The sequence below is a fragment of the Nonomuraea sp. NPDC054003 genome, assembly GCF_055585125.1.
This window is the reverse complement of record NZ_JBVJKR010000008.1, coordinates 126,922-152,111: the sequence shown is the minus strand read 5'-3', so window position 1 is coordinate 152,111 and position 25,190 is coordinate 126,922. Positions and strand designations below refer to the sequence as shown.

The 25,190-nt window shown below is 70.0% G+C and carries 22 protein-coding genes; 16 read left to right on the top strand and 6 right to left on the bottom strand.

The window, feature by feature from the left end; genetic code table 11:
- Nucleotides 1-368: 368 nt before the first annotated feature.
- From ACZ6YG_RS22190 to ACZ6YG_RS22175, 4 genes are read left to right on the top strand one after another with little or no spacing between them, the layout of a single operon-like run.
- Nucleotides 369-1,736 (top strand): ABC transporter substrate-binding protein, encoded by a 1,368-nt coding sequence (locus tag ACZ6YG_RS22190; RefSeq protein WP_466019089.1) that lies wholly within the window; start codon nucleotides 369-371, stop codon nucleotides 1,734-1,736.
- Entirely contained in the window at nucleotides 1,733-2,650 is a 918-nt protein-coding gene (locus ACZ6YG_RS22185; RefSeq protein ID WP_219545671.1) for a carbohydrate ABC transporter permease, read from the top strand. The genes ACZ6YG_RS22190 and ACZ6YG_RS22185 overlap by 4 nt, the downstream gene beginning before the upstream one ends.
- Entirely contained in the window at nucleotides 2,637-3,482 is an 846-nt protein-coding gene (locus ACZ6YG_RS22180; protein ID WP_466019088.1) for a carbohydrate ABC transporter permease, read from the top strand. The genes ACZ6YG_RS22185 and ACZ6YG_RS22180 overlap by 14 nt, the downstream gene beginning before the upstream one ends.
- Nucleotides 3,483-3,486: 4 nt before the next feature.
- The gene (locus tag ACZ6YG_RS22175) at nucleotides 3,487-4,644 is read left to right on the top strand and encodes an ROK family transcriptional regulator (RefSeq protein ID WP_219545670.1); all 1,158 of its coding nucleotides are present in this window, start codon (nucleotides 3,487-3,489) and stop codon (nucleotides 4,642-4,644) included.
- Here the strand turns inward: ACZ6YG_RS22175 and ACZ6YG_RS22170 are convergent.
- Nucleotides 4,637-5,416 (bottom strand): helical backbone metal receptor, encoded by a 780-nt coding sequence (locus ACZ6YG_RS22170; protein ID WP_466019087.1) that lies wholly within the window; start codon nucleotides 5,414-5,416, stop codon nucleotides 4,637-4,639. The two genes, ACZ6YG_RS22175 and ACZ6YG_RS22170, sit on opposite strands and share 8 nt — an antisense overlap.
- 91 nt (nucleotides 5,417-5,507) lie before the next feature.
- Between ACZ6YG_RS22170 and ACZ6YG_RS22165 the strand changes: the two genes are divergently transcribed.
- Nucleotides 5,508-6,281, top strand: coding sequence for an SAM-dependent methyltransferase (locus ACZ6YG_RS22165; protein ID WP_466019086.1), 774 nt, complete (start codon nucleotides 5,508-5,510; stop codon nucleotides 6,279-6,281).
- Here ACZ6YG_RS22165 and icmF read toward each other — a convergent pair.
- Nucleotides 6,278-9,475, bottom strand: coding sequence for a fused isobutyryl-CoA mutase/GTPase IcmF (gene icmF, locus ACZ6YG_RS22160; protein ID WP_466019085.1), 3,198 nt, complete (start codon nucleotides 9,473-9,475; stop codon nucleotides 6,278-6,280). The two genes, ACZ6YG_RS22165 and icmF, sit on opposite strands and share 4 nt — an antisense overlap.
- Nucleotides 9,476-9,562: 87 nt before the next feature.
- Here icmF and ACZ6YG_RS22155 point away from each other — a divergent pair, with 87 nt between their 5' ends.
- Nucleotides 9,563-10,606 (top strand): glucose 1-dehydrogenase, encoded by a 1,044-nt coding sequence (locus ACZ6YG_RS22155; protein ID WP_271275471.1) that lies wholly within the window; start codon nucleotides 9,563-9,565, stop codon nucleotides 10,604-10,606.
- Between the two features lie 3 nt (nucleotides 10,607-10,609).
- Here the strand turns inward: ACZ6YG_RS22155 and ACZ6YG_RS22150 are convergent, their stop codons facing one another.
- Together ACZ6YG_RS22150 and ACZ6YG_RS22145 are read right to left on the bottom strand one after the other, a co-directional pair.
- Nucleotides 10,610-11,404, bottom strand: a complete 795-nt coding sequence (locus tag ACZ6YG_RS22150) for a CHAP domain-containing protein (RefSeq protein WP_466019198.1) — start codon at nucleotides 11,402-11,404, stop codon at nucleotides 10,610-10,612.
- A 159-nt stretch (nucleotides 11,405-11,563) separates the two neighbouring features.
- Nucleotides 11,564-12,334: a PP2C family protein-serine/threonine phosphatase gene (locus ACZ6YG_RS22145; protein ID WP_148033970.1), complete on the bottom strand. Its 771-nt coding sequence runs from the start codon at nucleotides 12,332-12,334 to the stop codon at nucleotides 11,564-11,566.
- A gap of 75 nt (nucleotides 12,335-12,409) precedes the next feature.
- Here ACZ6YG_RS22145 and ACZ6YG_RS22140 point away from each other — a divergent pair, with 75 nt between their 5' ends.
- From ACZ6YG_RS22140 to ACZ6YG_RS22100, 9 genes are all read left to right on the top strand, one after another.
- Complete coding sequence (locus ACZ6YG_RS22140; protein ID WP_466019084.1) at nucleotides 12,410-14,173, top strand: HsdM family class I SAM-dependent methyltransferase; 1,764 nt, start codon at nucleotides 12,410-12,412, stop codon at nucleotides 14,171-14,173.
- Nucleotides 14,174-14,213: 40 nt separating this feature from the next.
- Complete coding sequence (locus tag ACZ6YG_RS22135) at nucleotides 14,214-15,101, top strand: serine/threonine-protein kinase (protein WP_148033972.1); 888 nt, start codon at nucleotides 14,214-14,216, stop codon at nucleotides 15,099-15,101.
- Between the two features lie 22 nt (nucleotides 15,102-15,123).
- Nucleotides 15,124-15,285: a hypothetical protein gene (locus tag ACZ6YG_RS22130; RefSeq protein ID WP_466019083.1), complete on the top strand. Its 162-nt coding sequence runs from the start codon at nucleotides 15,124-15,126 to the stop codon at nucleotides 15,283-15,285.
- A 126-nt stretch (nucleotides 15,286-15,411) separates the two neighbouring features.
- Nucleotides 15,412-16,716 (top strand): ABC transporter substrate-binding protein, encoded by a 1,305-nt coding sequence (locus ACZ6YG_RS22125; RefSeq protein WP_148033973.1) that lies wholly within the window; start codon nucleotides 15,412-15,414, stop codon nucleotides 16,714-16,716.
- Complete coding sequence (locus ACZ6YG_RS22120; protein WP_148033974.1) at nucleotides 16,713-17,669, top strand: carbohydrate ABC transporter permease; 957 nt, start codon at nucleotides 16,713-16,715, stop codon at nucleotides 17,667-17,669. The genes ACZ6YG_RS22125 and ACZ6YG_RS22120 overlap by 4 nt, the downstream gene beginning before the upstream one ends.
- Nucleotides 17,666-18,469, top strand: coding sequence for a carbohydrate ABC transporter permease (locus ACZ6YG_RS22115; protein ID WP_148033975.1), 804 nt, complete (start codon nucleotides 17,666-17,668; stop codon nucleotides 18,467-18,469). The genes ACZ6YG_RS22120 and ACZ6YG_RS22115 overlap by 4 nt, the downstream gene beginning before the upstream one ends.
- On the top strand, nucleotides 18,466-19,836 hold the full coding sequence (locus ACZ6YG_RS22110; protein WP_466019082.1) for a GH1 family beta-glucosidase: 1,371 nt from the start codon (nucleotides 18,466-18,468) through the stop codon (nucleotides 19,834-19,836). Before ACZ6YG_RS22115 ends, ACZ6YG_RS22110 begins: the two co-directional genes overlap by 4 nt.
- A 33-nt stretch (nucleotides 19,837-19,869) precedes the next feature.
- The gene (locus ACZ6YG_RS22105; protein ID WP_148033977.1) at nucleotides 19,870-20,865 is read left to right on the top strand and encodes a LacI family DNA-binding transcriptional regulator; all 996 of its coding nucleotides are present in this window, start codon (nucleotides 19,870-19,872) and stop codon (nucleotides 20,863-20,865) included.
- A gap of 76 nt (nucleotides 20,866-20,941) precedes the next feature.
- The gene (locus tag ACZ6YG_RS22100; RefSeq protein WP_466019081.1) at nucleotides 20,942-22,189 is read left to right on the top strand and encodes a phospholipase D-like domain-containing protein; all 1,248 of its coding nucleotides are present in this window, start codon (nucleotides 20,942-20,944) and stop codon (nucleotides 22,187-22,189) included.
- Here ACZ6YG_RS22100 and ACZ6YG_RS22095 read toward each other — a convergent pair whose 3' ends face one another.
- Nucleotides 22,190-22,672, bottom strand: coding sequence for an FBP domain-containing protein (locus ACZ6YG_RS22095; protein WP_148033979.1), 483 nt, complete (start codon nucleotides 22,670-22,672; stop codon nucleotides 22,190-22,192).
- A gap of 124 nt (nucleotides 22,673-22,796) precedes the next feature.
- Here ACZ6YG_RS22095 and ACZ6YG_RS22090 point away from each other — a divergent pair, with 124 nt between their 5' ends.
- Complete coding sequence (locus ACZ6YG_RS22090) at nucleotides 22,797-24,005, top strand: hypothetical protein (protein ID WP_466019080.1); 1,209 nt, start codon at nucleotides 22,797-22,799, stop codon at nucleotides 24,003-24,005.
- A 26-nt stretch (nucleotides 24,006-24,031) separates the two neighbouring features.
- On the opposite strand, the gene ACZ6YG_RS22085 is transcribed toward ACZ6YG_RS22090, so the two are convergent.
- Nucleotides 24,032-25,162, bottom strand: coding sequence for an outer membrane protein assembly factor BamB family protein (locus ACZ6YG_RS22085; RefSeq protein ID WP_466019079.1), 1,131 nt, complete (start codon nucleotides 25,160-25,162; stop codon nucleotides 24,032-24,034).
- Nucleotides 25,163-25,190: the final 28 nt, after the last annotated feature.

Sequence of the window (25,190 nt, the reverse complement as noted above, 5' to 3'; positions counted from 1 at the left end):
AAACTTCAGCAAAAAGGGGTTTCAGACATCGAGTTCTGGAAAGCGACCTTACCCGCTATTTGCGGCAGAGCAGCTCCAGAGAGGGTCCCGGCCGCTGGTACCAGCCGGAACCACTTCGCCTCGATGACCGAAATCCGATCAGATTGATCCTTTCGGCGTCGTCTGCCGCGTCTGACGGATACGAGAATTTCGCCCTGCGCAGACCCTCCCTTTACGGTTCGCCGGGCCGTGAGTACCAACCGCGGGCGGCGGAAGGGACGGTCGTGGTCAGTGCCCGGTGCGGCGGGAGGTGCGGAAACGCCTCCGCTGCGTTGCGCGACCTGATCAGAGGGTAAGTGGCCGCATATCCCCATCCGGAGGAGCGCGTCATGCCGAAGAAGGTAACCGCCGTCCTCTCCGTCGCGTTGCTGTCGGCGACCTGCCTGGCGGCCTGCGGCGGCGGCAACGAACAGGAAGCCGGCAACCGGATCACGGTCTGGACCGAGGAGAACCTCGAGGACCGGATGGCCGTGCAACAGCAGATCGTCAAGGAGTTCACCCAGCGGACCGGCATCCAGGTCGAGCTCGTGGGCATCGCCGAGGACCAGTTCAGCCAGGTCGTCACCTCGGCCGCGGCGGCGGGCGACCTGCCCGACGTGATCGGGGCGCTGCCGCTGGCGTCCGTCCGCGAGCTGGAGGCCAACGACCTCCTGGACACCGAGACCCCTGGCAAGATCGTCGACCAGCTCGGCCGCGACACGTTCTCGGCCCGCGCGCTGGAGCTCGACACCGGCGACGGCAAGCTGCTCGCGGTGCCCAGCGACGGCTGGGCCCAGCTCATCCTCTACCGCAAGGACCTGTTCGAGAAGGCCGGCCTGCGACCGCCCGACACCTACGAGGCGCTGGAGGCGGCCGCGGCCAAGCTGAACACCGGCGGCGTCGCGGGCATCACGCTCGCCGTGGCGCCGAAGGACTCCTTCACCGCGCAGAGCTTCGAGCACGTGGCACTGGCCAACGGCTGCGAGCTGGTGGACGACGCGGGGAAGGTCACGCTCGACTCGCCGCAGTGCGTGAAGGCCTTCGAGTTCTACACGAACCTGGCGAAGAACTACTCGGTCAAGGGCACCCAGGACGTCGACTCCACCAGGGCCACCTACTTCTCCGGCAAGGCGGCCATGACCATCTGGTCGTCGTTCATCCTCGACGAACTGGCGGGGCTGCGCAAGGACGCGCTGCCGAGCTGCGAGCAGTGCCGGGAGAACCCCGAGTGGCTGGCCGAGAACACCGGCGTCGTGACCGCGCTGAAGGGGCCCGGCGGGAGCGCGCCCGCGCAGTACGGCGAGATCGTCTCGTGGGCGATCATGCGTGACGCCAAGACGGACCCGTCGAGCAGGTTCGTCTCGTACATGATGAACGAGGGCTACGAGCGGTGGCTCGGGATGGCGCCGGAGGGCAAGTTCCCCACCCGTCAGGGCTACGCGGAGAAGTGGGAGGCGCTGGAGGCCGGCGTCGACACCAAGAAGCCGCTGGGCGACATCTACCCACCCGAGGTGCTCGAAGCGCTGCGCACCAGCCCCGAGACGTTCGACCGGTGGGGCATCCCGCAGGGCCAGGGCAAGCTGGTCGGCGCCGTGATGGGCGAGCTGCCCGTGCCCACCGCGCTGAGCGCGGTCGTGGCCGGATCGATCACTCCTCAGCAGGCCGCCGCCCAGGCCACGCGGGAGGTCGAGACCATCAAGCGCGGGATCCGCGAGTGAGGCGCGGGCGCACCCTGCCGGAGCAGGAGGGCAGGGCCGGGCTGGCGCTCATCTCGCCCACCCTGGTCATCACGCTGGTCGTGGTGGTCGTGCCGCTGCTGTGGGCGATCATGCTGGCGTTCCAGGACGTCCGGCTGATCAACATCCGCCAGTCCGGGCTCTTCGGCGACTACACGCTGGACAACTTCGCGTACGTGCTCGCCGAGCCGGGGTTCTGGTCGGCCCTGGTCAACACGCTCGTCTACACGGTGGCGGGCACGGCGCTGTCGATCGTGATCGGGCTGGTCGCGGCGCTGGCGCTGCGCGGCCGGTTCAGGGGCCGCACGGTGGTGCGGGCCTCGATCCTGATCCCGTACGTGGCGCCGGTCGTGGCGGTGGCGTTCCTGTGGGAGACGATGCTCAACCCGCAGTACGGGATCGTCAACACCTGGCTGGAGGAGCCGATCGCCTTCCTCACCCAGGCCCGGGGCACCTTCCTGGGCGTCGAGGTGCCGGTGGCGCTGCTCACGGTGATCGCCTTCGAGGCGTGGCGCTACTTCCCGTTCGCCTTCCTGTTCATCCTGGCCAGGATCCAGGCGCTGCCGTCGGAGCTGGAGGAGGCGGCGGTGGTCGACGGGGCCACGCCGACCCAGCGCTTCCGCTACGTGATCCTGCCGCAGCTGTGGCGGATCATCGCGCTGCTGTCGGTGCTGCGGTTCGTGTTCACGTTCACCAAGTTCGACGACGTCTACCTGCTGACCGGGGGCGGCGCCGGCACCGAGGTGGTCAGCGTGCGGGTCTACAACTTCCTGACCGCCCGCGACGACATCGGCGCCTCGGCCGCCCAGGCGATCGTGCTCGCGGTCGTGCTGGTCGTGTTCCTCGTCGTCTATCTCAGGTTCTTCGGCGGAGGTGAACGCGGTGAGCAGGGATAGGTTCGAGCGGGCGTTGTTCAGGGTGCTGCGGCCGGTGGTGATCGCGGTGCTCTTCCTGGCCACCGCGTTCCCCTTCTACTACATGGTCATGCTGTCGTTCCGGGACATCCAGGAGCTGATCCTGGAGCCCGGCTCGCTCTGGCCGCGGAGCTTCACCTCCGACACGTACGCGGACGTCCTGGACCGGCAGGGGTTCCTGACCTTCATGCGCAACAGCGCGATCGTCGCCGTCGCGTCGGTGGCGGTGACCCTGCTGATCTCAATTCCCGGCGCGTACGCGGTGGCCCGGCTGGAGTTCTTCGGGCGCCGCCAGGTGCATTTCCTGTTTCTGGCGGTCTATCTTTTCCCGGCGATCGTGCTGGCCATTCCGCTGTTCGTGCTGTTCACCATGCTCGGGCTGCGGGGGTCGCTCGTCGGCCTGATCCTGGTTTATATCGCGCAGACCGTGCCCGTCACGGTATACATGCTGCGCAACTACTTCGAGACCGTGCCGCAGAGCGTGGAGGAGGCGGCCGCGATCGACGGCTGCGGCCGCCTGTCGACCATCTGGCGGGTGGTGCTGCCGCTGTCCAAGCCCGCGCTCATGGCGACCGGCCTCTACGTGTTCATGATCGCCTGGAACGAGTTCCTGTTCGCCCTGCTCCTCCTGGTGGAGAAGCGGGACAGCTGGACCGTCTCGCTCGGGCTCTCACAGCTTGCGGGCAGTATCGAGATCCCGACGACGGTGCTCATGGCAGGATCGGTGGTTCTGACACTGCCCATCGTGATCATTTTCTTCGCCAGTGAGAGGCTCCTCACGGAAGGGCTCACGGCGGGAGCGGAGAAAGGATAGACCCATGCTGACGGCGGGGCAGGTCCTCCAGCTCATCCGCGACCGCACCTGCCGCACCCGCAAGGAACTGATCGAGGTCACCGGCCTGTCCCGGTCGACCGTCACCGACCGGGTCGACCGGCTGATCGAGGCCGGATACATCCACGAGTCCGGCGTCGCGACCTCCGGGGGCGGGCGGCCGCCCTCGGTGCTCGACATCGACGCCACCAGCCGGCTGGCGCTGGTGGCCGACCTCGGCGCCAGTCACGCCCGGGTCGCGCTGACCGACCTCGCGGCCCGGCCGATGGCCGAGGAGCACATCGAGATGCGCATCGCGCGGGGTCCGGAGGCGGTGCTCACGTGGGTGCGGCAGGCGTTCCGGCGGCTGCTCGACCGCACCGGCCGCCCCGCCGGCCAGGTCTGCGGCATCGGGCTCAACCTGCCCGGCTCGGTCGACCACGCCTCGGGGCGGATGATCAGGTCGTTCCTGATGCCCGGCTGGGACGACCATCCGATCAGCGAGGCGCTGCGGGCGGAGTTCGAGGTGCCTGTCCTGGTGGAGAACGACGCCAACGCGATGGCGCTGGGCGAGTGGTGGTCGTCCTGGCGCGGCTGCGCGTCGCTCGTCCTGGTCAAGGTGTCGACCGGGATCGGCACCGGCATCGTGCTGGACGGCCGGGTCTACCGGGGCGTCGAGGAGGCGGCCGGCAACCTGGGCCACGTCCGGCTGTCGGAGTCCGACGACCGGGTGTGCACGTGCGGCTCGCGCGGCTGCGTGGCCTCGCTGGCCAGCGGCCACGCCATCGCCACCGACCTGGGCCGCGACACCAGCCGTGACGTGGTGCGGCTGGTCCACAGCGGCGACCCTGCGGCCATCGCGCGCGTCCAGGAGGGCGGGCGGACGCTGGGCGTCGTGCTGGCCACCGCGGTCAGCCTGCTGAACCCCGGCGTGCTGGTGCTGGCCGGCGACATGGCCGAGACCGGCGAACACTACCTGACAGGCATCAGAGAGAGCGTCTACCGCAGGAGCCTGCCGTACACGACCCGCAACCTGGACATCGTCACCAGCTCGCTGGGCGACCGGGCGGGCATCGTGGGCACCGCGGTGATCGTCATGGAGCACGTGCTGTCGCCGCGGGCCGTGGACGCCGCGCTGGCCGCGCGGTCCGGCGCCGTCACCTGAGCGCCCGCTCCAGCTCCGCCCTGGCCTCCGTGAGCGAGGGCCCGTACCAGGTGAGCAGCCGGCCGCTGACCGGCACGCAGCGCAGGCCGGGGAACGACTCGGGGCCGTCGGTGTCGCTGAAGGCGTACGGCTCGTCCGGCAGCACCACCAGGTCGGGGGCGGCGCCGGCGAGCTCGGGGAGCGGGATCTTGGGGTAGCGCTCGGGGTGGTCCGCGTACAGGTTGCGCACCCCGAGCCGGGCCAGCACGTCGCCGGTGAAGGTGTCGCGGCCGACGACCATCCAGGGGCGGCGCCAGATCGGGATGACCGCCGTGCGCCGCGGGCCTCGGTACGGCTCGCGCCAGACCTCCCCGGCCTCGGCCAGCCAGGCGGGGACGGCTGTGCGGCAGGCGCCGGTGAACATGCGGGCCAGCGAGGTGAAGGCCTGGTCGAGCGTCTCGATCCTGGTCACCCAGACGGGCACGCCGGCCGCGCGCAGCGCCTCGATGTCGGGGGCGCGGTTCTCCTCGGCGTTGGCCAGCACGACGTCGGGGCGCAGCCGCCGGATGGCCTCCAGGTCCGGGTTCTTGGTGCCCCCGACCCTGGTCACGTCCAGGTCCGCCGGGTGCGTGCACCAGTCGGTGGCGCCGGTCAGGGCGCCGGGCAGGGTGGCGGCCACCGACTCGGTCAGCGACGGCACGAGGGAGACGATGCCGGAAACCGTCTCCGGTATCTGGACGGGAACTCCGGTGTCGTCTCGCAGGGCGGAATTCTCGCTTTTGAAACCAGACATCTTCCCCACAAATCACATTACTGGCGCATAGAATCTTGGAAAGATATTCTCATCTCCGGACCTGGGGGGCAGCCGGTTGGAGTCAGCGTCCATGGAGTTCGATCCGAACACGCCCAACGTCGCCCGGATGTACGACTACTACCTGGGCGGAAAAGACCATTTCCCGGCTGACCGGGAGGCGGCCGAGCAGATCCTCCGCATCGTGCCCGAGGCGAAGCTGGCCGCGCGGGCCAACCGGGCGTTCCTCGGCAGGGCCGTACGCCACCTGACCGGTCTGGGCGTCCGGCAGTTCCTCGACATCGGCACGGGCCTGCCCAGCCAGGGAGCCGTGCACGAGGTGGCCGACGGCTCCAGGGTGGTCTACGTCGATCTGGACCCGGTGGTCCTGGTGCACGCCAGGATGATGCTCGACGGCCAGGACAACGCCGCCGTCCAGGGCGACGTGCGCAATCCCAAGGAGATCCTCGACCACCCGGAGGTACGGAGGATCATCGACTTCCGTGAGCCCGTCGCCGTCCTGCTGGTCGCGATCATGCACTTCGTCCAGGAGTCCGAGAACCCGCGCGAGATCATCCGTACGCTGCGCGACGCGATGGCCCCGGGCAGCTACCTGGTCCTGAGCCACGGCACCAGCGACTCCCGGCCTGACGCCGTCGAGGAGGGCACCGAGGTCTACAGCCGGGCCACCTCGCCGCTCGTGCTGCGCGACCGCGCCGGCATCGCGGCCCTGTTCGAGGGTTTCGAACTGCTGGAACCCGGGCTCGTGTGGCTGCCGGAATGGCGGCCCACCGAGGAGGACACCATCGACTTCGTCGACGACCCCTCCTCCTCGCTGGGCCTGTGCGGCGTCGCCCGCAGGAACTAGACGTTGCGGCGGTACTGCCCGCCCGCCTCGAAGAGCGCCTCGGTGATCTGGCCCAGCGTGCACACGCGGGCCGCGTCCATGAGCACCTCGAAGGCGTTGCCGTCGGACATCGCCACCTCACGCAGCCGGGCCAGCGCCGCCGGGGCCTCGTCGCGGTGCCGCTCCTGGAAGGCGGTCAGCCGATCCAGCTGCGAGCGCTTCTCCTCCTCGGTCCCCCGGGCCAGCTCCAGCTTGTGCGGGACGTGGTCGTCGCCGTTGCGGAACGTGTTGACCCCGATGATCGGCAGTGACCCGTCGTGCTTGCGCGTCTCGTACAGCATCGACTCGTCCTGGATCTTGCCGCGCTGGTAGCCGGTCTCCATCGCGCCGAGCACGCCGCCCCGGTCGGACAGCCGCTCGAACTCGCTCAGCACCGCCTCCTCCACCAGGTCGGTCAGCTCGTCGATGACGAACGAGCCCTGCAGCGGGTTCTCGTTGCGCGCCAGGCCCCACTCGCGGTTGATGATGAGCTGGATCGCCATCGCCCGGCGCACCGAGTCGGCCGACGGGGTGGTGACGGCCTCGTCGAAGGCGTTGGTGTGCAGGCTGTTGCAGTGGTCGTAGACGGCGATCAGGGCCTGCAGGGTGGTGCGGATGTCGTTGAAGTTCATCTCCTGCGCGTGCAGCGACCGGCCGGAGGTCTGGATGTGGTACTTGAGCTTCTGCGACCGCTCCCCCGCGCCGTACCTCTCCCGCATGGCGACCGCCCAGATGCGCCGGGCCACCCGGCCGAGCACGCTGTACTCGGGGTCCATGCCGTTGGAGAAGAAGAACGACAGGTTGGGCGCGAAGTCGTCCACGTCCATGCCCCTCGCCAGGTACGCCTCCACGTAGGTGAAGCCGTTGGCCAGGGTGAAGGCGAGCTGGCTGATCGGGTTGGCGCCGGCCTCGGCGATGTGGTAGCCGGAGATCGACACCGAGTAGAAGTTGCGGACCCGGTTGCGGATGAACCATTCCTGGATGTCGGCCATCATCCGCAGGCTGAACTCGGTGGAGAAGATGCAGGTGTTCTGGCCCTGGTCCTCCTTGAGGATGTCGGCCTGCACGGTGCCGCGCACGGTGGCCAGCGTGCGGGCGCGGAGCTCGCCCGCCTCCTCCGCCGACGGCTCGCGGCCGTGCTCCTCGCGGAAGCGGTCGAGCGCCTGGTCGACGGCGGTGTTGAGGAAGAAGGCCAGGATCGTCGGCGCGGGGCCGTTGATGGTCATCGACACGGACGTGCTGGGTGACGACAGGTCGAAGCCGTCGTACAGGACCTTCATGTCGTCGAGCGTCGCGATCGACACCCCCGACGTCCCGACTTTTCCGTAAATGTCGGGCCGGAGGTCCGGGTCGTTCCCGTACAGCGTCACCGAGTCGAACGCGGTCGACAGCCGGGTCGCCGGCTGGCCCTCCGACAGCAGCTTGAAGCGCCGGTTGGTGCGGAACGGGTCGCCCTCGCCGGCGAACATCCGCGTCGGGTCCTCGTCGTCCCGCTTGAACGGGAACACGCCCGCGGTGAACGGGAACCGGCCCGGCAGGTTCTCGGCGCGCAGCCAGCGCAGCAGCTCGCCGTGGTCCTCGAAGCGGGGCAGCGCGACCCGGGGGACGCGGTTGCCGGACAGGGTCTCGCGCCAGAGCGGGGTGTGGATCTCCCGGTCGCGCACCCGTACGACCAGCTCGTCCGCGCTGTAGCGGGCCCTGGTCTCGGGCCAGTCGTCCAGCAGCGCCCGGCTCTCCTCGGTCAGCTCGCGCTCAGCCTGCTCGCTCAGCCTCGCCAGCCGCTCGTCCTCCTCGCCGAGCAGCGCCCGCACCGCCTCCAACTGCTGGCGGCGGCGCGCCACCTCGGCCTGCACGCGGGTCTCCTCGTGATACGCGCGCACGCTCTCGGCGATCTCGGCCAGGTAGCGCACCCGCGACGGCGGCACGATGGCCGCGGACGCTTGCGAGGTACGGCCCTGGACGGGCGCCAGCAGGCCGGGGCCCGCCTGCAGGCCCTTCTCCGCCAGCAGGTCCTTGAGGTGGTGGTAGAGGGCGGTGACGCCGGCGTCGTTGTAGCGGGCCGCGATCGTGCCGAACACCGGCATGTCCTCGGGCCTGACGCCGAACGCCTCCCGGTTGCGCACCATCTGGCGACGCACGTCGCGCAGCGCGTCCTCGGCCCCGCGCCGCTCGAACTTGTTGATCACCACGGCCTCGGCGAAGTCGAGCATGTCGATCTTCTCCAGCTGGGAGGCGGCGCCGAACTCCGGCGTCATCACGTAGATCGGCACGTCCACGTGCGGCACGATGCCGGCGTCGCCCTGCCCGATGCCGGGCGTCTCGACCACGACCAGGTCGTGCCCGGCGGCCCGGCAGGCGGTGATCATGTCGTCCAGGCAGGCCGGCACCTCGCTGGGCGCGCCCCTGGTGGCGAGCGAGCGGAAGTAGGTCTGCGGGCTCAGGCTGTTCATCCTGATCCGGTCGCCGAGCAGCGCGCCGCCGCCCCGCCTGCGCGTCGGGTCGATGGCGATGACCGCGATGCGCAGCTTGTCGTCGTTGTCCACCCGGAACCGGCGGACCAGCTCGTCGGTGAGCGAGGACTTGCCCGACCCGCCGGTGCCCGTGATGCCCAGCACCGGGGCGTTCCTGCGGGCCGCGCGCAGTCCTTCGACCAGCTCCGCCGGGGCCCGTCCCGACTCGATGAGGGTGATCGCGCGGGCCAGCGCCGCCTGGTCGCCGGAGACCACGGCCTCCACCGAGGGCACGCCCTCCAGCTCGACGTCGCACTCCTCGACCAACTTGTTGATCATCCCGGGCAGGCCCAGCCGCTGGCCGTCCTCGGGCGAGAAGACCCGCGCGACGCCCCGGGAGTGGAGCAGCTCGATCTCCTCGGGCACGATCACCCCGCCGCCGCCCCCGTACACCCTGATGTGGTCCGCGCCGCGCTCGCGCAGCAGGTCCACCAGGTAGGTGAAGAACTCCACGTGGCCGCCCTGGTAGGAGCTGATCGCCACGCCCTGGACGTCCTCCTGGATCGCGGCGTCGACGATCTCCTCCACCGAGCGGTTGTGCCCGAGATGGATGACCTCGGCCCCCTGGGTCTGGAGGATGCGCCGCATGATGTTGATCGCCGCGTCGTGACCGTCGAACAACGCCGCCGCCGTCACGAAACGTACGGGATGCACGGGTACATGCACGCCTGCTCACTCCTTCGTCAGTGGCCCTGTCATGAAGATACTAGGACGTCCTACTATTTCCCAGGCTTCCCTGGGTAGGGGTGCCTCATGCGTGCGATGACTTTGGTGCCGGGCAAGCAGGGCACGCTCGGCGTCACGGAGGTTCCCGATCCCCGGCCGAAGCCGGGCGAGCTGCTGGTCCAGGGCCTGGCGCTGGGCATCTGCGGGACCGACAGAGAGCTCGTCTCGGGCGAGTACGGCTTCCCGGGAGACGAGCCGATGATCCTCGGGCACGAGTCGCTGGGGCGGGTGCTGGAGGCGCCGGAGGGGTCCGCGTTCTCCCCCGGCGACCTGGTGGTGGGCGTGGTGCGCCGGCCCGACCCGGTGCCCTGCGGAGCCTGCGCCAGGGGCGAGTTCGACATGTGCCGCAACGGCGAGTACACCGAGCGCGGCATCAAGGAACGCGACGGCTACGGCAGCGAGCAGTGGACGGTCGAGGCCGGTTACGCGGTCAAGGTGGACCCGGCGCTGGGAGTGCTCGGCGTGCTGGTCGAGCCCACGTCCGTGCTGGCCAAGGCGTGGGAGCACATCGAGCGGATCGGCTCGCGGGCCTGGTTCCAGCCGGAGAGGGTGCTCGTCACCGGGGCCGGGCCCATCGGGCTGCTGGCGGCGCTGCTCAGCAAGCAGCGCGGGCTGGAGGTGCACGTCCTGGACCGGGCGGAGAGCGGGCTCAAGCCCGAGCTGGTCACCGGCCTGGGCGCCACCTACCACTCGGGCAGCAGCCTGGACGCGGTCGGCGGCTACCGGCCCGACATCATCATCGAGGCGACCGGTTCCGGGTCACTCGTCTTCGAGTCCATGCTCAACACGGCGGCGGCCGGCATCGTCTGCCTGACCGGCGTCTCCAGCGGCGGACGGCACCTGCGGGCGGACGCGGGGCAGATCAACCGCGACATCGTGCTGGAGAACGACGTCGTCTTCGGCACCGTCAACGCCAACCTGCGCCACTACCGGGACGCCGCGAAGGCCCTTCAGGAAGCGGACCGTTCCTGGCTGGACGCCCTCATCACCCGCCGCCTCCCGCTGAAGGAGTACGAGGCGGCCTTCGAGAAGGGCGACCACGTCAAGGTCGTCATCTCCCTGGAGTCCTGAGGGTCAGGGCTGGGGGTCGTAGGGACGGCGGCGGCGCGGCGCGCCCGCGGCCACCGACTCCCGCGGCGGCGGCCCGGGCTGGGTGGGCACCGGGCTCCGCATGACGTACTGGGGTCCGATCCGCTCGATCTCCGGCTGGGCCGATGGCTCGTTCCACGGACCGTGACGATGATGGCCGCGGCGACGGCCCGCGAGGCGGAAGGCGATCACCACGGTGGTGACCACGATGAGGAGCAGCAGGGCCACCGGCGTGCCGATCAGGTCGAGCGGGTTGCTCCCGGGCTTGTCGGCCCGCTCGCGTAAGGGGAACGGGTGCTCGGTCTCCCGGATCTCCGTCCGCTCGGCGTTGGCCTGGACGACCCGCGGCAGGCCGTAGCCCACGACCTTGTCGGTGTCGCGGACCTTGCGCTTGAGCCACACGCGGTCGACGTTCGCCTCGATGGTGTGGATCTTGCCGCCTTCGACCCGTTCGACGATGCCGACGTGGTCGACGCCCTTGTAGCTCTTGCCGCCCCGCCAGTCGAAGAAGACCAGTGCCCCGGGTTCGGGCTTCTTCGTCCAGGCGCCCTGCTCGATGAACCAGACGGCATGGGACGGTGTCCAGGCGAACTGGCCGACGTACTCGCCGATGCCGGCCTTGTCGGCGGCCCAGGCGATGAACATGTCACACCACGGCGCGTCCTTGTACTGGGGGTCCTGGACGCGCTCGGCGTACCAGTGGCCGAACTTGGTGTGCTGGCCGTCCTTCTCCCGGTACCCGAGTTCCTTTCGGACCGTTTTGAGTAACTTATCCGCGATCGGGTCCAGCTCGACTCCCCCCAGAGGCGTGGCAGATCACGATGGACTGTAATCGCGGCACCTCGGATGTGCGCGTGACACCCGGAAAGTGTCAAGCTATGAGCCGATATTTCGGTTGTGGTGCGCAAGTGAGACCAGAGGCAGGTGGGACCGGTGGTGTTACGCGCCCGCGCCCACGCGGTAGATCTGGTCGTCTCCCGCGCCTGGGGCGACCACGTCGGCCACGATGACGGTCACGTTGTCGGGCGAGCCCCCCTCGTTGGCCAGATCGATCAACCGCTGGACGGCCGCCGCCGGGTCTGCCACCGTGGTCAGCACCTCGTGCAGGACCTCGGGCCCGAGCACCGTCGTGAGCCCGTCGGAGCAGAGGAGGTAGCGATCGTCGGGGTCGGCCTCACGCAGCGCCAGGTCGGCGTCAGCCCTGCCCTCGCTGCCCAGCACGCGCAGCACCATCGAGCGGCGCGGGTGGACCGCGGCCTGGTCTTCGGTGATGCGCCCCTCGTCGACCATCGACTGGACGAGCGTGTGGTCCTTGGTCATCTGGTAAAGAGCGCCGTCGCGAAGCAGGTATCCGCGAGAATCACCCAGGTGGGCCAGCGAGAACCGGAAGCCGTCGAACAACATCGCGGTCACCGTCGTGCCCATGCCCCTGCGCGCGGGGTCGATCTCGGCCAGCTCGACAAGCCTGCGCCCGGCCTCGCGGACCGCGCCGTCGAGCGCCGACTCCAGGTCGCACCCCGTCTCGGGAAGCGTGGCGTCGAGCTCGCGCATGACGGCGATCGCCGCCGCGCTCGCCAGCTCGCCGGCCGCGTGTCCGCCCATCCCGTCAGCCACCACGAGCAACCGGCCACTCGCGTATCCGGAATCCTCATTCTGCTCCCGGCGGCGGCCCACATCTGATCCGGCGGCATAGCGGATGTTGTGCTTCATACCCCGCAGTAAATCACTGGTTGAAAGACTTCACAAGCAGATGCGCTGAAGACTCCATTGAACTATGGTGGCCCCATGAGCCACGACCCGACCCTGAACGCCGGGGACATCGCCCGGCTCGCCGGTGTCGGGCGTGCCGCCGTCAGCAACTGGCGCCGCCGCCACGACGACTTCCCTTTGCCCATAGGCGGCACGGCCAATCAACCCCTCTTCTCGCTGCCGCAAGTGGAGGCGTGGCTGCGCCGCTACGGGAAGTCCTACCAGTTGTCGGTGGCGGACCGTGCGTGGCAACGCCTGAAAACCGCGGGAGATTTGCGACTCGGCGAGGTGGTGGCCCAGGCCGGCGCCCTGCTGACCTCGGGCGACAGCGACCTCGGGCCCGAGCAGGCGGAGCCGGTGTCGGAGCTGGCCGAGCGCCACGGGGCGCTGACGGCCTACGAGTTCCTCGTCGAGCGCTATCTGGAGGCCCACTCCCGGCAGCTCTCCGTCACCCGCGACGACATCGCCGGCCTGATGGTCGCCCTCGTCGGCGACGCCCCCACCGTCCTCGACCCCGCCTGCGGCGTCGGCACCCTCCTGCTCCACGCCGCCGGCGGGGGCGGGGCGGTGACGCGGCGGCTGCTCGGGCAGGAGCTGAGCGAGAGCTCCGCCGCGATCGCGGCCTCGCGGCTGCGGCTGCGCGACGCCGACGCCACGATCACGTCCGGCGACGCCATGCGGCACGACGCGTTCGCCGGCGAGAAGGCCGACGCGGTCGTCTGCGACCCGCCGTTCAACGAGCGAGCCTGGGGCTACGAGGAGCTGGTCGGCGACCCCCGGTGGGAGTACGGCCTGCCGCCGCGCGGCGAGCCCGAGCTGGCCTGGGTGCAACACTGCCTGACCCACGTCAAGCCGGGCGGCCTGGTCGCGATCCTCATGCCGCCCGCCGCCGCGAGCCGCAAAGCAGGCCGGCGCATCCGCGCCAACCTGCTGCGCGCCGGTGCGCTGCGTGCCGTGGTGGCCCTGCCCGGCTGCGACCTGTGGCTGCTGCGCCGCCCGGCCGCGGGCGAGCGGCCGCCGTCCGACGTGCTGATCCTCGACGCCGCCGCCGACCCGTCCGTCGTGGAGCCGGCCTGGCGCGCCTACCTGCGCGACGGCTCCGGCCAGACCGTACGCATCATCGACCTGCTGGCCGACGAGGTCGACATGACCCCGGCCCGCCACCAGCGGCGGGAGAACGTGGGCCGGGCGTTCGCCGAGACCCGCGACCGGTTCCTGGCGGCCGCGACCACGCCGCCCGACCTCAAGGTGCTGGAGCAGCCGCTCGACCAGCCCGCCACCACGGTCGGCGACCTGATCAAGGAGGGCCTGGTGGCGGTCTCGCAGGCCCCGCCCAGGATGGCCGTCGGCGACGGCGACCTCCCGGTGCTGACCGCCGACGACCTGTCCGCCGGGGCTCCCCCGTCCGGCCGCACCATCAGCCAGCGGGGCCTGGTCCCGATCCAGCCGGGTGACGTGGTCGCCTCCTACTCCTCCGTACGGGTGATCTCCGACGGCGGCGGCGTGCTCGGCCCGCAGCTGACGCTCTACCGCGTCGACGCCCGCAGGCTCGACCCCGACTTCCTGGCGGGCTTCCTGCGCGCGGCCGGCAGCCGCGCGTCCACCGGCTCCAGCAGGTTCGACGTGCGACGCACCCGCCTGCCGCGGCTCTCGCTCAAGGAGCAGCGCCCGTACGGGGAGGCGTTCCGGCAGCTCGCGGTGCTCGAAGACGCGCTGCGGGAGACGTCGGAGCTGGGCCAGACGCTGATCCGGCTGGGTCTCGACGGGCTCACCGACGGCCACCTGCACCCACAGTCCTGACGGTGTAGTTTTTCCCCGGAAGGGCGCGGGAGGGGGGCATATGGTCATCGGCGACCGCTATGTGCTCGACGATCTTCCTCTCGGCCAGGGCGGCATGGGCGCCGTCTACGCGGGCCACGACCGCCACCTCGATCGCAAGGTCGCGGTCAAGCTGCTGCGCCTGCCCAGCGGCCCCGATCAGGAGCTGGAGCTCCGCTTCACCCGCGAGGCGCGCATCCTGGCCCGGCTCGAACACCCGGGCGCCCCCGTCCTCTATGACTTCGGCACCCACGAGCAGCGGCTCTACCAGGTGATGCAGTTCATCGAGGGCGTCACGGTGGCCGACGTGGTGAGCGAGCACGGGCCGCTGCCGGTGCCGTGGGCCGCCGCCATCGCCGCGCAGGCCTGCGCCGTCCTGACGGCCGCGCACGCGCTGTCGATCTGTCACCGCGACCTCAAGCCGACCAACCTCATGCTCTGCCCCGACGGCAGCGTCAAGGTGCTCGACTTCGGCCTGGCGATGCTCCGGGACGCCGACGTGACCACCTTCACCCGGATCGGGCAGATCCTGGGCACGCCCGCCTACATGGCCCCGGAGCAGATCCAGCACGGCGTCGCCGAGCCCCGCAGCGACCTCTACTCCCTGGGCTGCGTCCTGCACGAGATGCTGACGGGCAGGCAGCTGTTCACCGGGCCGACCGACTACGTGGTGTTCGAGAAGCAGGTGAAGGAGCGGCCACCGGCCATCCCCGGGCTTCCCGCCGGGCTGGGCGCCCTCCTGGCCCGGCTGCTGGAGAAGCAGCCGGGCGACCGGCCCGCCGACGCCGACGAGCTCTACCGGTTGCTGGAACCGTTCGCGGTGGCGCTGCCGATGCTGCCGGGCTTCCTCACGTCCTCTCCCAGCCCGGGGCGGATGTACGCGCGGATGGTCGGCCGGGTGCTCAGCTGACGACCGCGGCCGCGCCGAGTCGGTGCGCCTGCGCGCCCTCGACCTGCTGAGAGAGCGCTCCCTGGGCGAGTACGGGCCGCGGTTCCGGCGCGCGCCGGGCATCGCGGTGTTCGAGGAGGTCCGTGCACCGAGCAGGGCTGGAAGGATCCGCCACCACCCGCACGGCAAGGCTTTCCCGTCCTGAGATCGCTCTCTTCATAACAGGGATCGTTACCCAACAGCCGTTGACAGCCCGCGGTGATCTGGCCGAAAGTTTTCGGAGAGCGCTCTCTCGCAACTTCCCCCAAGGCTCCCAGTCCCGGAGGGCTCCATGGCTCCTCGTTTCCGGCGCATCGCCGTACCCTTGATCACCGCGTCCCTGCTCGGCCTCGCCACCGCGTGCGGTGGCGGCGGCGGGGGTGGCGGCGGCGACACCGCGGGCGCCGACGCCGCGCCCGCGGAGAAGATCAAGCTGACCGTCAACCTCTTCGGCGACTTCGGCTTCAAGCCGCTCTACGAGGAGTACAAGAAGACCCACCCGAACGTCGAGATCGTCGAGAACGTCACCCAGTTCAACGACCACCACAACAACCTCGTCAAGCGGCTGGCCACGAACGCCGGCGCCGCCGACATCGAGGGCGTCGAGGTGGGCTACATCAGCACCTTCACCGCGCAGCCGCAGAAGTTCACCGACCTCAAACAGTTCGGGCTCGACAAGCGGCAGCCGGAGTACCTCGACTGGAAGTGGCAGCAGGGCCTCAGCAAGGACGGCGGGCAGCTGCTCGGCCTCGGCACCGACGTCGGCGGCCTGGCCATGTGCTACCGCAAGGACCTGTTCAAGAAGGCCGGGCTGCCCGAGGACCGGGAGGAGGTCGGGCAGCTCTGGCCGACGTGGGACGACTACATCGCCACTGGCAAGAAGTTCGCCGCCGCCAACGTGGAGGGCGCCAAGTTCGTCGACTCCCCCGGTGAGATCTTCCGCGCCATGGTGAACCAGGCGCCCGTCGGGCTCTACGACGCGCAGGACACGATCATCGTGGACTCCAACCCGGACGTGAAGAAGGCCTGGGACCTGTCCAACCAGATCACCACCGAGGGCCTGACCGCCAAGCTCGCGGCCTTCTCGCCGCCGTGGAACACCGGCTTCGCCAAGGGCTCGTTCGCCACCATCATCTGCCCGGCCTGGATGACCGGGTTCATCCAGGAGCAGGCCCAGGACGCCTCCGGCAAGTGGGACATCGCCACCGTGCCCGGCGGCTCCGGCAACAGCGGCGGCTCCCACCTGATGGTGCCCGCGCAGAGCAAGCACCCGAAGGAGGCCGCCGAGCTGATCGACTTCCTGACCTCCAAGGAGAACCAGGCCAAGGTCTTCAAGGAGGAGGGCACCTTCCCGTCCATCCCCGCCCTGTACGACGACCCGTCGATCCAGTCGTTCACCAAGCCGTTCTTCGGTGACGCCCCGATCGGCAAGATCTACTCCGAGGCCGCCAAGGCGCTGAAGCCGCAGCACCTCGGCCCGAAGGAGGCCGACGTGCGGGTCGCCATCGGCAACGGCCTGGGCCGGGTCGAGCAGGGCAAGCAGACCCCGGACGAGGCGTGGGCGCAGGTGCTCGAGGACGTCAAGAAGATCAAATGAGCACCCTCCCTCTCGCTGTAGGGCGGAGGCGTAGGACAAGTGTGCGGCACACCCTCGACACGAGGGTGTCGCCGTACGCCTACGTGGCGCCCTTCTTCCTGCTGTTCGCCGCGTTCGGCCTGTTCCCGCTCGCCTACACGGCCTGGGTCAGCCTGCACGAGTGGACGCTCCTGGACGAGGAGCAGACCTTCGTCGGGATGCGGAACTACGGGACGCTGCTGGCCGACGACTACTTCTGGAACGCCACCTTCAACACCCTGTCGATCGGCATCCTGTCGACCGCGCCGCAGCTCGTGCTGGCCATCTGGTTGGCGCACCTGCTGAACAGGCGGCTGCGCTTCCAGACCCTCTTCCGGGTCTCGCTGCTGGTGCCCAACGTCACCAGCGTCGTCGCCGTGGTGGTCATCTTCAGCCAGCTGTTCGGGCGGGACTTCGGCCTGATCAACTGGGTGCTGTCGTGGTTCGGCGTGGGCCAGATCGACTGGGCCGCCGGCACCGCGACCTCGCACCTCGCGCTCTCGGTGATGATCATGTGGCGGTGGACGGGCTACAACGCGCTCATCTTCCTGGCCGCCATGCAGGCCGTGCCGCGCGAGCTGTACGAGGCCGCGACCCTGGACGGGGCGAGCAACCTCAAGCAGCTGGTCAGGATCACCGTGCCGATGATCCGGCCGACGATCATCTTCGTGGTCATCGTCTCGACCATCGGCGCCATGCAGGTCATCGCCGAGCCGCTGCTCTTCGGCACCAGCAGCGGCGGCGGGGGCGGCCTCGTCACGGGCGGGCCGGACCGGCAGTTCCAGACGCTGGCGCTCTACGTCTACGAGCACGGGTTCACCAAGTTCGACTTCGGCTACGCCTCGGCGGCCTCGTGGGTGATGTTCCTGTTCGTCGTGGTCGTCGCCGGCATCAACTACCTGGTGACGAGGCGCGTGAAGGGCGGAGTGATATGAAGCTGCGCTATCTGACGCTGACGGCGGTGGCGTTCTTCTCCGCTTTCCCGCTCTACTACAGCGTGGTGGTGGCCTCCCGGCACAACTCGGCGCTGGCCCAGGTGCCGCCGCCGCTGCTGCCCGGCGGCAACTTCTTCGCCAACGTGGCCCGGGTCTTCGACACGGTGCCGTTCGGGCTGGCGCTGCTCAACTCGTTCATCGTGGCCGGGTCGATCTCGATCGCGGTGATGTTCTTCTCGACGCTGGCCGGGTTCGCCTTCGCCAAGCTGCGCTTCAGGGGCAAGAACATCATGCTCGTGATCACGGTCGCGACCATGATGGTGCCGGCCCAGCTGGGCATCATCCCGCTCTACATGCTCATGATCAAGCTGGAGTGGACCGGCACCAACTACGCGCTGATCGTGCCGGCGCTCGTCAACGCCTTCGGCGTGTTCTTCATGACGCAGTACCTGAGCAGGGCGCTGCCGACGGAGCTGCTGGAGGCGGGGCGGGTCGACGGCTGCACGACCTGGGGGCTGTTCTGGCACGTCGTGCTGCCCGCCGCCCGGCCCGCGGCGGCCGTGCTGGGCATGCTGACGTTCATGTCGGCCTGGAACGACTACTTCTGGCCGCTCGTCGTGCTCACCCCGGACAACCCGACGGTCCAGGTGGCGCTGTCGACGCTGGCCAGCGGATACGTCAACGACTACGTACTGGGCCTGGCGGGCACGGCGGTGGGGACCCTGCCGCTCGTCATCGTCTTCGCCCTGTTCGGCAAGCAAATCATCGGCGGAATCATGCAAGGAGCGGTCAAGGGATGATTTTCCCGGAAAACTTCGTCTGGGGTGCCGCTACGGCTTCCTATCAGATCGAGGGGGCGGTCAAGGAGGACGGGCGAGGCCAGTCGATCTGGGACACCTTCTCCCACGCCCCCGGCAACGTGGCCGACGGCGACACCGGCGACGTCGCCTGCGACCACTACCACCGATACCGCGACGACGTCGCCCTCATGCGCGAGCTGGGCCTGGCCGCCTACCGGTTCTCGGTGGCCTGGCCGCGCATCCAGCCCGACGGGCGCGGGCCGGCGAACCCGCGCGGGCTGGCCTTCTACGACAGGCTCGTGGACGAGCTGCTGGAGGCCGGGATCTCCCCGTACCTCACGCTCTACCACTGGGACCTCCCCCAGGCGCTGGAGGACCGGGGCGGCTGGGCGGACCGCGACACCGCCCACCGCTTCGCCGAGTACGCGGCCGTCGTGCACGACCGGCTGGGCGACCGCGTACAGAACTGGGCGACGCTGAACGAGCCGTGGGTGGCGGCCTTCCTCGGCTACGGCAACGGCGTGCACGCGCCCGGGCGCAAGGACCCGGCCTCCGCCATGCGCTCGGCCCACCACCTGCTGCTGGGCCATGGCCTGGCGGCGGCCCGGCTGCGGGAGGCGGGCGCGGCCGGCATCATGCTGGTCGTCAACTCCTCCCCCGTGCTCACCCCGGCCCAGGTGAACGACCACGAGGCGGTGCCGGACGAGGCCGACGCGGCGGCCGTCGACCGGGTCCACGCGCTGCTGACCCGGCAGTTCCTGGACCCCGCGCTCCACGGCCGCTACCCGGAGGAGGTGCTGGCCGCCGCCGGGCGCAACGGCGGCACCGGCCACATCCTGGACGGCGACCTGGAGGCGATCAACGCGCCCATCGACCTGATCGGGATCAACTACTACAACCCGTGCGTGGTCGAGGCGGGGCCCGGGCTGCCGGCGGACGCGGCCTGGCCGGGTTCGGAGGACATCCGCTTCGCCCCCGTCGACGCGCCGGTCACCGCGATGGGCTGGCCGATCGTGCCCGACGGCCTGTCGCGGCTGCTGGTGCGGCTGTCGAAGGACTATCCGGACGTGGGCCTGATGGTCACCGAGAACGGCGCGGCCTTCGACGACGTGGTGGAGGACGGCAGGGTTCACGACGCGGACCGGGTGTCCTTCCTCCGCGGCCACCTGCGCGAGGTGGGCCGGGCCATCGAGGCGGGGGCCGACCTCCGGGGCTATCTCGTCTGGTCGCTGCTCGACAACTTCGAGTGGGCGGAGGGCTACCGGCGCAGGTTCGGCATCGTGCACGTGGACTACGCGACGCAGGCCAGGGTCCTCAAGGACAGCGCGCTGTGGTATCGCGATGTGATCGCCGCGAACCGCCTGTAGATTTCCTTCCGTGCCCTCCCTTTTGGTGTTGCCATGAGACGTCCCACCCTGGAAGCGGTCGCGGCCCGCGCGGGCGTCTCGCGGGCCACCGCGTCCCGTGTCGTCAACGGCCAGACGACGGTGGCCCCGCAGATCCGCGACGCCGTGCTGCGCGCCATCGACGAGCTCGGCTACGTGCCCAACTCGGCGGCGCGCAGCCTGGTCACCCAGCGCACCGACTCGATCGCCCTGGTCGTCTCCGAGCCGCCGACCAGGGTGTTCTCGGAGGACCCGCTGTTCTCCACGGTGATCCGCTCGGCCAGCCTGGAGCTGGAGACGGTCAACAAGCAGGTCGTGCTCATGCTGGCCTCGTCGGCCAAGAGCCACGCCCGGGTGGAGCGTTACATCGCGGGCGGGCACGTCGACGGGGTCATGCTCATCTCCATGCACGGCGCCGACCCGCTGCCGAGCGCGCTGTCCCGGCTGCGCGTCCCGGTCGTCTCGTACGGCCGGCCCGCCGTCCCGGTCGACATCCCGTACGCCGACAACGACAACGTGGGCGGGGCCGAGACCGCGGTGCGCCATCTGGTGGAGCAGGGGCGCAGGCGCATCGCCACCATCGCGGGGCCGCAGGACATGATCGGCGGGCAGGACAGGCTCACCGGCTACCGCAACGTGCTGCGCGACTCCGACCGCCGCTCGATCGTCGCCGTGGGCGACTTCACCCGCGAGTCCGGCGCGGTCGCCATGCGGCAGCTCCTCGGCGACGACCCGCAGCTCGACGCGGTGTTCGTGGCCAACGACCTGATGGCGGTGGGCGCCCTGCAGTCGCTGCGGCAGGCGGGCCGGCGGGTGCCCGACGACGTGGCGCTGGTGGGCTTCGACGACATCGAGGCGGCCAAGTACACCGAGCCGCCGCTGACCACGATCCGCCACCCGGTCATCGAGCAGACGGCGGCGATGGTGCGGCTGCTGCTGGACCTGTTCGAGGGCCTCCCGGCTGAGCCGGTCGTCCTCCCGACGGAGCTGGTGATCCGCGAGTCCACCTGACAAGGGCCCTTGACAGGCGATCTTTCCGCGTATGACAGTCGAGCAGCGAAAACTGTCACGCAGAAAGGCGCTCTTCATGAAGAAAATCGCCACGCTCGTGGCCTTATGCCTGGCCGCGGCCCTGTTACCCGCCGGCAGCGCGTCCGCCGACGTCACCGGCCCGCCGGTGCTGAACGCGCCCGTGTTCAACGACCCGGTCGCCGACTCCGGCGTGCCCGGCACGCCCAGCGCCCAGCAGTCGGCCGTGATGGACCAGCTCATCCGGCTGATCAGGGCCGCCAGGACGGGCAGCGAGATCAGGTTCGTCAACCACCAGTTCTCCCCCGGCCAGCGCTCCACCGAGGTGGCCGACGCGCTCATCCAGGCGCACCAGCGCGGCGTCCGCGTCAAAGTCATCCTCGACGACATGGAGAACGGGGCCAACGACGAGATCACCGCCCGCCTCAAGGCCGTGCTCGGCGCGAACGAGAGCGCCGGCTCGTACGTGATCGGCTGCGAGTATCCCAACCCGTCGGCGGTCGACCGCGGCTGCATCGGCCGCGACTACCTGCACAGCAAGTTCGCGCTGTTCTCCGGCATCGAGGTGAACGGGACCACGCACGGGAACGTCGTCTTCCAGACCTCGTCCAACCTGTCCGACTGGTATCTGTACAACTCCTACAACGACGCGTTCACCCTGACCGACGCCGCCGTCTACAACGGTTACTACAAGTACTTCGACGACCTGCGGCTGGGCCGCCGACAGGCACCCAACCCCGCCTACTACTGGACCACCCCGACCGGCTCGAAGTACCGGGCCACGTTCTTCCCGCGCGCCAGGTCGAGCGGCGACCCCATCGCCAACATCCTCAAGCTCGTCGAGTGCCGCTACCAGGACACCGACGGGGTCTACCGCCAGACCGACATCAGGCTCGTGCTGACCCACTTCAACCAGCACCGGCTGGCCATCGCCCAGGAGCTGGTCCGGCTGCGGGGCGAGAACTGCTGGGTGGACCTGGTCTACTACAAGAGCGCCGACGGCACCGGCAACGCCGACGCCACCATCCGCGCCGAGCTGGCCAAGACCGTCAACGGCCGCCGCATCCAGGTGACCCCCTGCCGCTTCACCGCCGGCGGCCGCTCGGTCGTGCCGCACCTGAAGCTGATGATGACCGACGGCTTCTACGACGACGACATCACGCCCCGCGTCTACACCGGCAGCGCCAACTTCACCCACCTGGAGAACGCGGACGACGCCCAGATCAGGATCTCCGGGCGGGACGTGCACACCGAGTACCTGTCGTACTTCTACAAGGTGCGCGACACCTGCAAGAACCGCACCTGATCAGGCCACGCGGTCCAGGAAGGCATGCAGGTTGGCCGTCATGCGGTCGACCTGCTCGTCCAGGGTCAGCGACTCCTCCAGGCGCTCGCCGAACTCCGGCTTGCGCCTGCCTCGCACGTACAGCGGGCACGCGAGGTCGGCACAGACGTAGGCGCCCACCGAGTCGGCCTCGCCGCGGCGCCTGCGGGCGGAGACGAGGGCGACGCCGCTGCCGGTGTGGGTGGTGAGGCAGAGCGAGCACATGCTGCGGCGCTGGTGGCCGTGGCGGGCGGTGACGAGGCGGAGCGCGACGCCGACCGGGCCGCCGTCGCGCTCGGCCACCAGGTAGGCGCGGTCGGGGGCCTTCGGGTCGCGCCAGCCGAGGAAGTCCAGGTCGTCCCAGGGCTGGCCGGGCAGGTCACGCGGCACGTGCAGACGGGACGCCTCACCCTTGGTGCAGTTGACGAACGAGGTGCGAATCTGGGGTTCGGTGAGAGGTCTCATGAATTCCAGGCTAGGAGGCCCAGGCAAGCGATTATTTGCCGAAGGATGCTGATCTCGATACAGATGTGACCAAAGGATGCCATCGTGGTGCGGTCCTTTCATCCCATCGACAGGGAGACGGATCGTGCCGAAGCTCGCCGTGGTGGCATCGGCCATCGGCCTGGTGCTCCTGTCCGCCGCCGCACCCGCGCAGGCGGCCGACAAGACCTTGACGGTGGCGTACACCTGCTCCGGAGGCCCCTTCAGCAACACCACGCTGAGCGTGCCGATCGCCGTGCCGGACACCGCGAGCGGCTCGTTCGAGGCGAAGTGGGCCATCCCCGCGCTGACCCTGCGCACCGCGCCGACCGCCACCACCCAGGTCCAGGTCAACGGCAAGCTCGCGGTCACCGGCGGCACCCACGCCGACCTGTCGAAGACCGGCGCGAGCGTCACGCCCGGCACCACCGCGGTGCCCGCCGGCCAGGTGACGAGCACCGTACAGATCACCGCCGCCACCGGCGGCCAGGTGACGATCAAGCCCTCCACCGAGACCGGCAGCCTCAAGCTCGCCCTGGCCGTCACCCCCACCGACGTGACGACGTGCACCACCACCGGCACCGAGAGCGTGACCGTCACGGTCGGCCAGAACGGAGGCGGCGGCACCGGTGACGTGGTCGACTACACCTGCACCCCCACCTCCGGCGCGCCCCAGACCGTCCGCATCAGGACCGCCCTGACGCTGCCGGCCGCCAACCCCAAGGTCGGCGAGCAGTTCACGATCGGCTGGAAGGGCACGTACGAGAGCGGCGCCGAGCTGGAAGCGCCCAACGGGCTGCCGACGACGGGGCTCAAGATGTACGCGTACGCGTCGATCTCCGGCCTGACCGGGCTCACCTCGGCCACCGGCGTCGGCGAGCTGAGCGGCGTCGCCGTCGGTCAGCCGATCGCGCTGCCGGCCTCGGTGGACATGAAGACGACCTCGGGGCGGGCGGGCACCGCGACCGTGAAACCCGCCTCCGTCAACTTCGGGCCGCGGCCGACGGAGCCCCTCATCGAGTGCGAGCCGACCAGCCCTGGTTCGCTCAAGACCTACACCCTGACCATCGGCGACGGCTCCGCCTCGCCCTCCGCCTCCGCCACCCCGACCAAGACGGCCGTCGTCACCGTGACCCCCACCGAGGACGACTCCGAGGAACCCCGGAGGTCGATCACCCCCCGTGAAGGGGTCGCCACCGGGGCCGGCGGAGACGCGGGCCCCGACGGGCGGATGTTCGTCCTGGCCGGGTCGGCTCTCGTCCTGGCCGCCGGCGCGGGCGGCCTGCTCCTCCGCCGCCGCCGTTCATTCCCTTAGCGATCCGTCGAATCGTCCCGGAAGTGTCAGTCGAAGCCCATGAGCCCGTCGTGGTTGTAGATCACGATGCGCCCCCCTGCGGCGGTGACCAGGCCGCCGCCGCGCGGGGTGAACTGGGCGGCGAACGTGATCTTCCCGGTCGACGGATCGACGATCTCGACGCCGTGGCCGAGGCCGAACAGCGTGCCGTCGGCCACGCCCATCGCCCGGCTCCTGTCCACGCGGTTCTCGGCCTGGCGGGGCGCGAGCTTCCACAGCTTCCGGCCGGTGAGGAGGTCGTGGCCGACGAACTGCTGCTCGTGGTTGCGCGAGGAGTCCACGAGGGGCAGGACGTTCCCCACCGGCGGGCCGACGAACTGGGATTTCCCGAGCGGCTGGTTCCACAGCAGTTTGCCCGTATGGGCGTCGATGCCCCACATGTGCCGGTTTGTACCGCCGCCCTCGCTGACGACGGCGATGTCGCCGCCGGAGGTCACCTGAGTGGCCTCGGTTCCCTTCGGGAGGTCGAGCTGGTGCACAGGGGTGAGTGTCTTGCTGAGCACGGCCGCGCTGCGGACGTTGCCGTCGAGGTTCTCCTGATGCCTGAACGGGTCCGGCCGGACCAGGATCACCAGCCGATCCCCGGCGGCCACGGGCCCCGCCACGGCGAGGTGCGTCTTGCTGGTGCGCTGGTGCCGCACCTTGCCGGTGACGAGGTCACGCCCGTACAGCTTGGCCCCGTCGGCGTAGTAGAAGACGCCGTCCAGGATGGCGCCCTGCGCGGGCGCAGGCAGGAAGAGGTGGGAGGTCATGAACGCGCGCTGCCGCACCTTGGCACGCCACCGCTCCTCGCCGGTGGTGGTGTCGAGCGCCACGAACTCCGCGGGCACCTCGATCCTGTTGTCCACCTCGTCGCCGAGGGCGACCACCATCGTCTCGTCCTCGGCGACCGGCGCGCTCGACCCGCTCCAGGCCAGCTCCCGCTGCCACAGCCGCTTGCCGGTCGCGCCGTCGTAGCCGGTCAGCTCGCCGCGCGCACCGCCCTTGATCTCCTTGCGCATCGCTACGAAGCGGACGCCGTCGGAGACCAGGCCGTAGTGCTGGGGCGTCTTGTCGATCTGCTCGACCGTCCAGACCGGGTCGAGGCCGACCCAGTGATGCGAGAGGGCCTCCGGCACACCGGCGCCGTCGTCGCCCGGGCCGGGC

Bases quoted from the DNA above. Each gene is read 5' to 3' on its own strand.
- ACZ6YG_RS22120 (WP_148033974.1), top strand. From the start codon at position 16,713: ATGAGCACCCTCCCTCTCGCTGTAGGGCGGAGGCGTAGGACAAGTGTG.
- ACZ6YG_RS22110 (WP_466019082.1), top strand. From the start codon at position 18,466: ATGATTTTCCCGGAAAACTTCGTCTGGGGTGCCGCTACGGCTTCCTAT.
- ACZ6YG_RS22145 (WP_148033970.1), bottom strand. From the start codon at position 12,334: ATGAAGCACAACATCCGCTATGCCGCCGGATCAGATGTGGGCCGCCGC.
- ACZ6YG_RS22190 (WP_466019089.1), top strand. From the start codon at position 369: ATGCCGAAGAAGGTAACCGCCGTCCTCTCCGTCGCGTTGCTGTCGGCG.
- ACZ6YG_RS22125 (WP_148033973.1), top strand. From the start codon at position 15,412: ATGGCTCCTCGTTTCCGGCGCATCGCCGTACCCTTGATCACCGCGTCC.
- ACZ6YG_RS22165 (WP_466019086.1), top strand. From the start codon at position 5,508: ATGGAGTTCGATCCGAACACGCCCAACGTCGCCCGGATGTACGACTAC.
- ACZ6YG_RS22175 (WP_219545670.1), top strand. From the start codon at position 3,487: ATGCTGACGGCGGGGCAGGTCCTCCAGCTCATCCGCGACCGCACCTGC.
- ACZ6YG_RS22100 (WP_466019081.1), top strand. From the start codon at position 20,942: ATGAAGAAAATCGCCACGCTCGTGGCCTTATGCCTGGCCGCGGCCCTG.
- ACZ6YG_RS22135 (WP_148033972.1), top strand. From the start codon at position 14,214: ATGGTCATCGGCGACCGCTATGTGCTCGACGATCTTCCTCTCGGCCAG.
- ACZ6YG_RS22105 (WP_148033977.1), top strand. From the start codon at position 19,870: ATGAGACGTCCCACCCTGGAAGCGGTCGCGGCCCGCGCGGGCGTCTCG.
- ACZ6YG_RS22170 (WP_466019087.1), bottom strand. From the start codon at position 5,416: ATGTCTGGTTTCAAAAGCGAGAATTCCGCCCTGCGAGACGACACCGGA.
- ACZ6YG_RS22140 (WP_466019084.1), top strand. From the start codon at position 12,410: ATGAGCCACGACCCGACCCTGAACGCCGGGGACATCGCCCGGCTCGCC.
- ACZ6YG_RS22155 (WP_271275471.1), top strand. From the start codon at position 9,563: ATGCGTGCGATGACTTTGGTGCCGGGCAAGCAGGGCACGCTCGGCGTC.
- ACZ6YG_RS22095 (WP_148033979.1), bottom strand. From the start codon at position 22,672: ATGAGACCTCTCACCGAACCCCAGATTCGCACCTCGTTCGTCAACTGC.
- ACZ6YG_RS22115 (WP_148033975.1), top strand. From the start codon at position 17,666: ATGAAGCTGCGCTATCTGACGCTGACGGCGGTGGCGTTCTTCTCCGCT.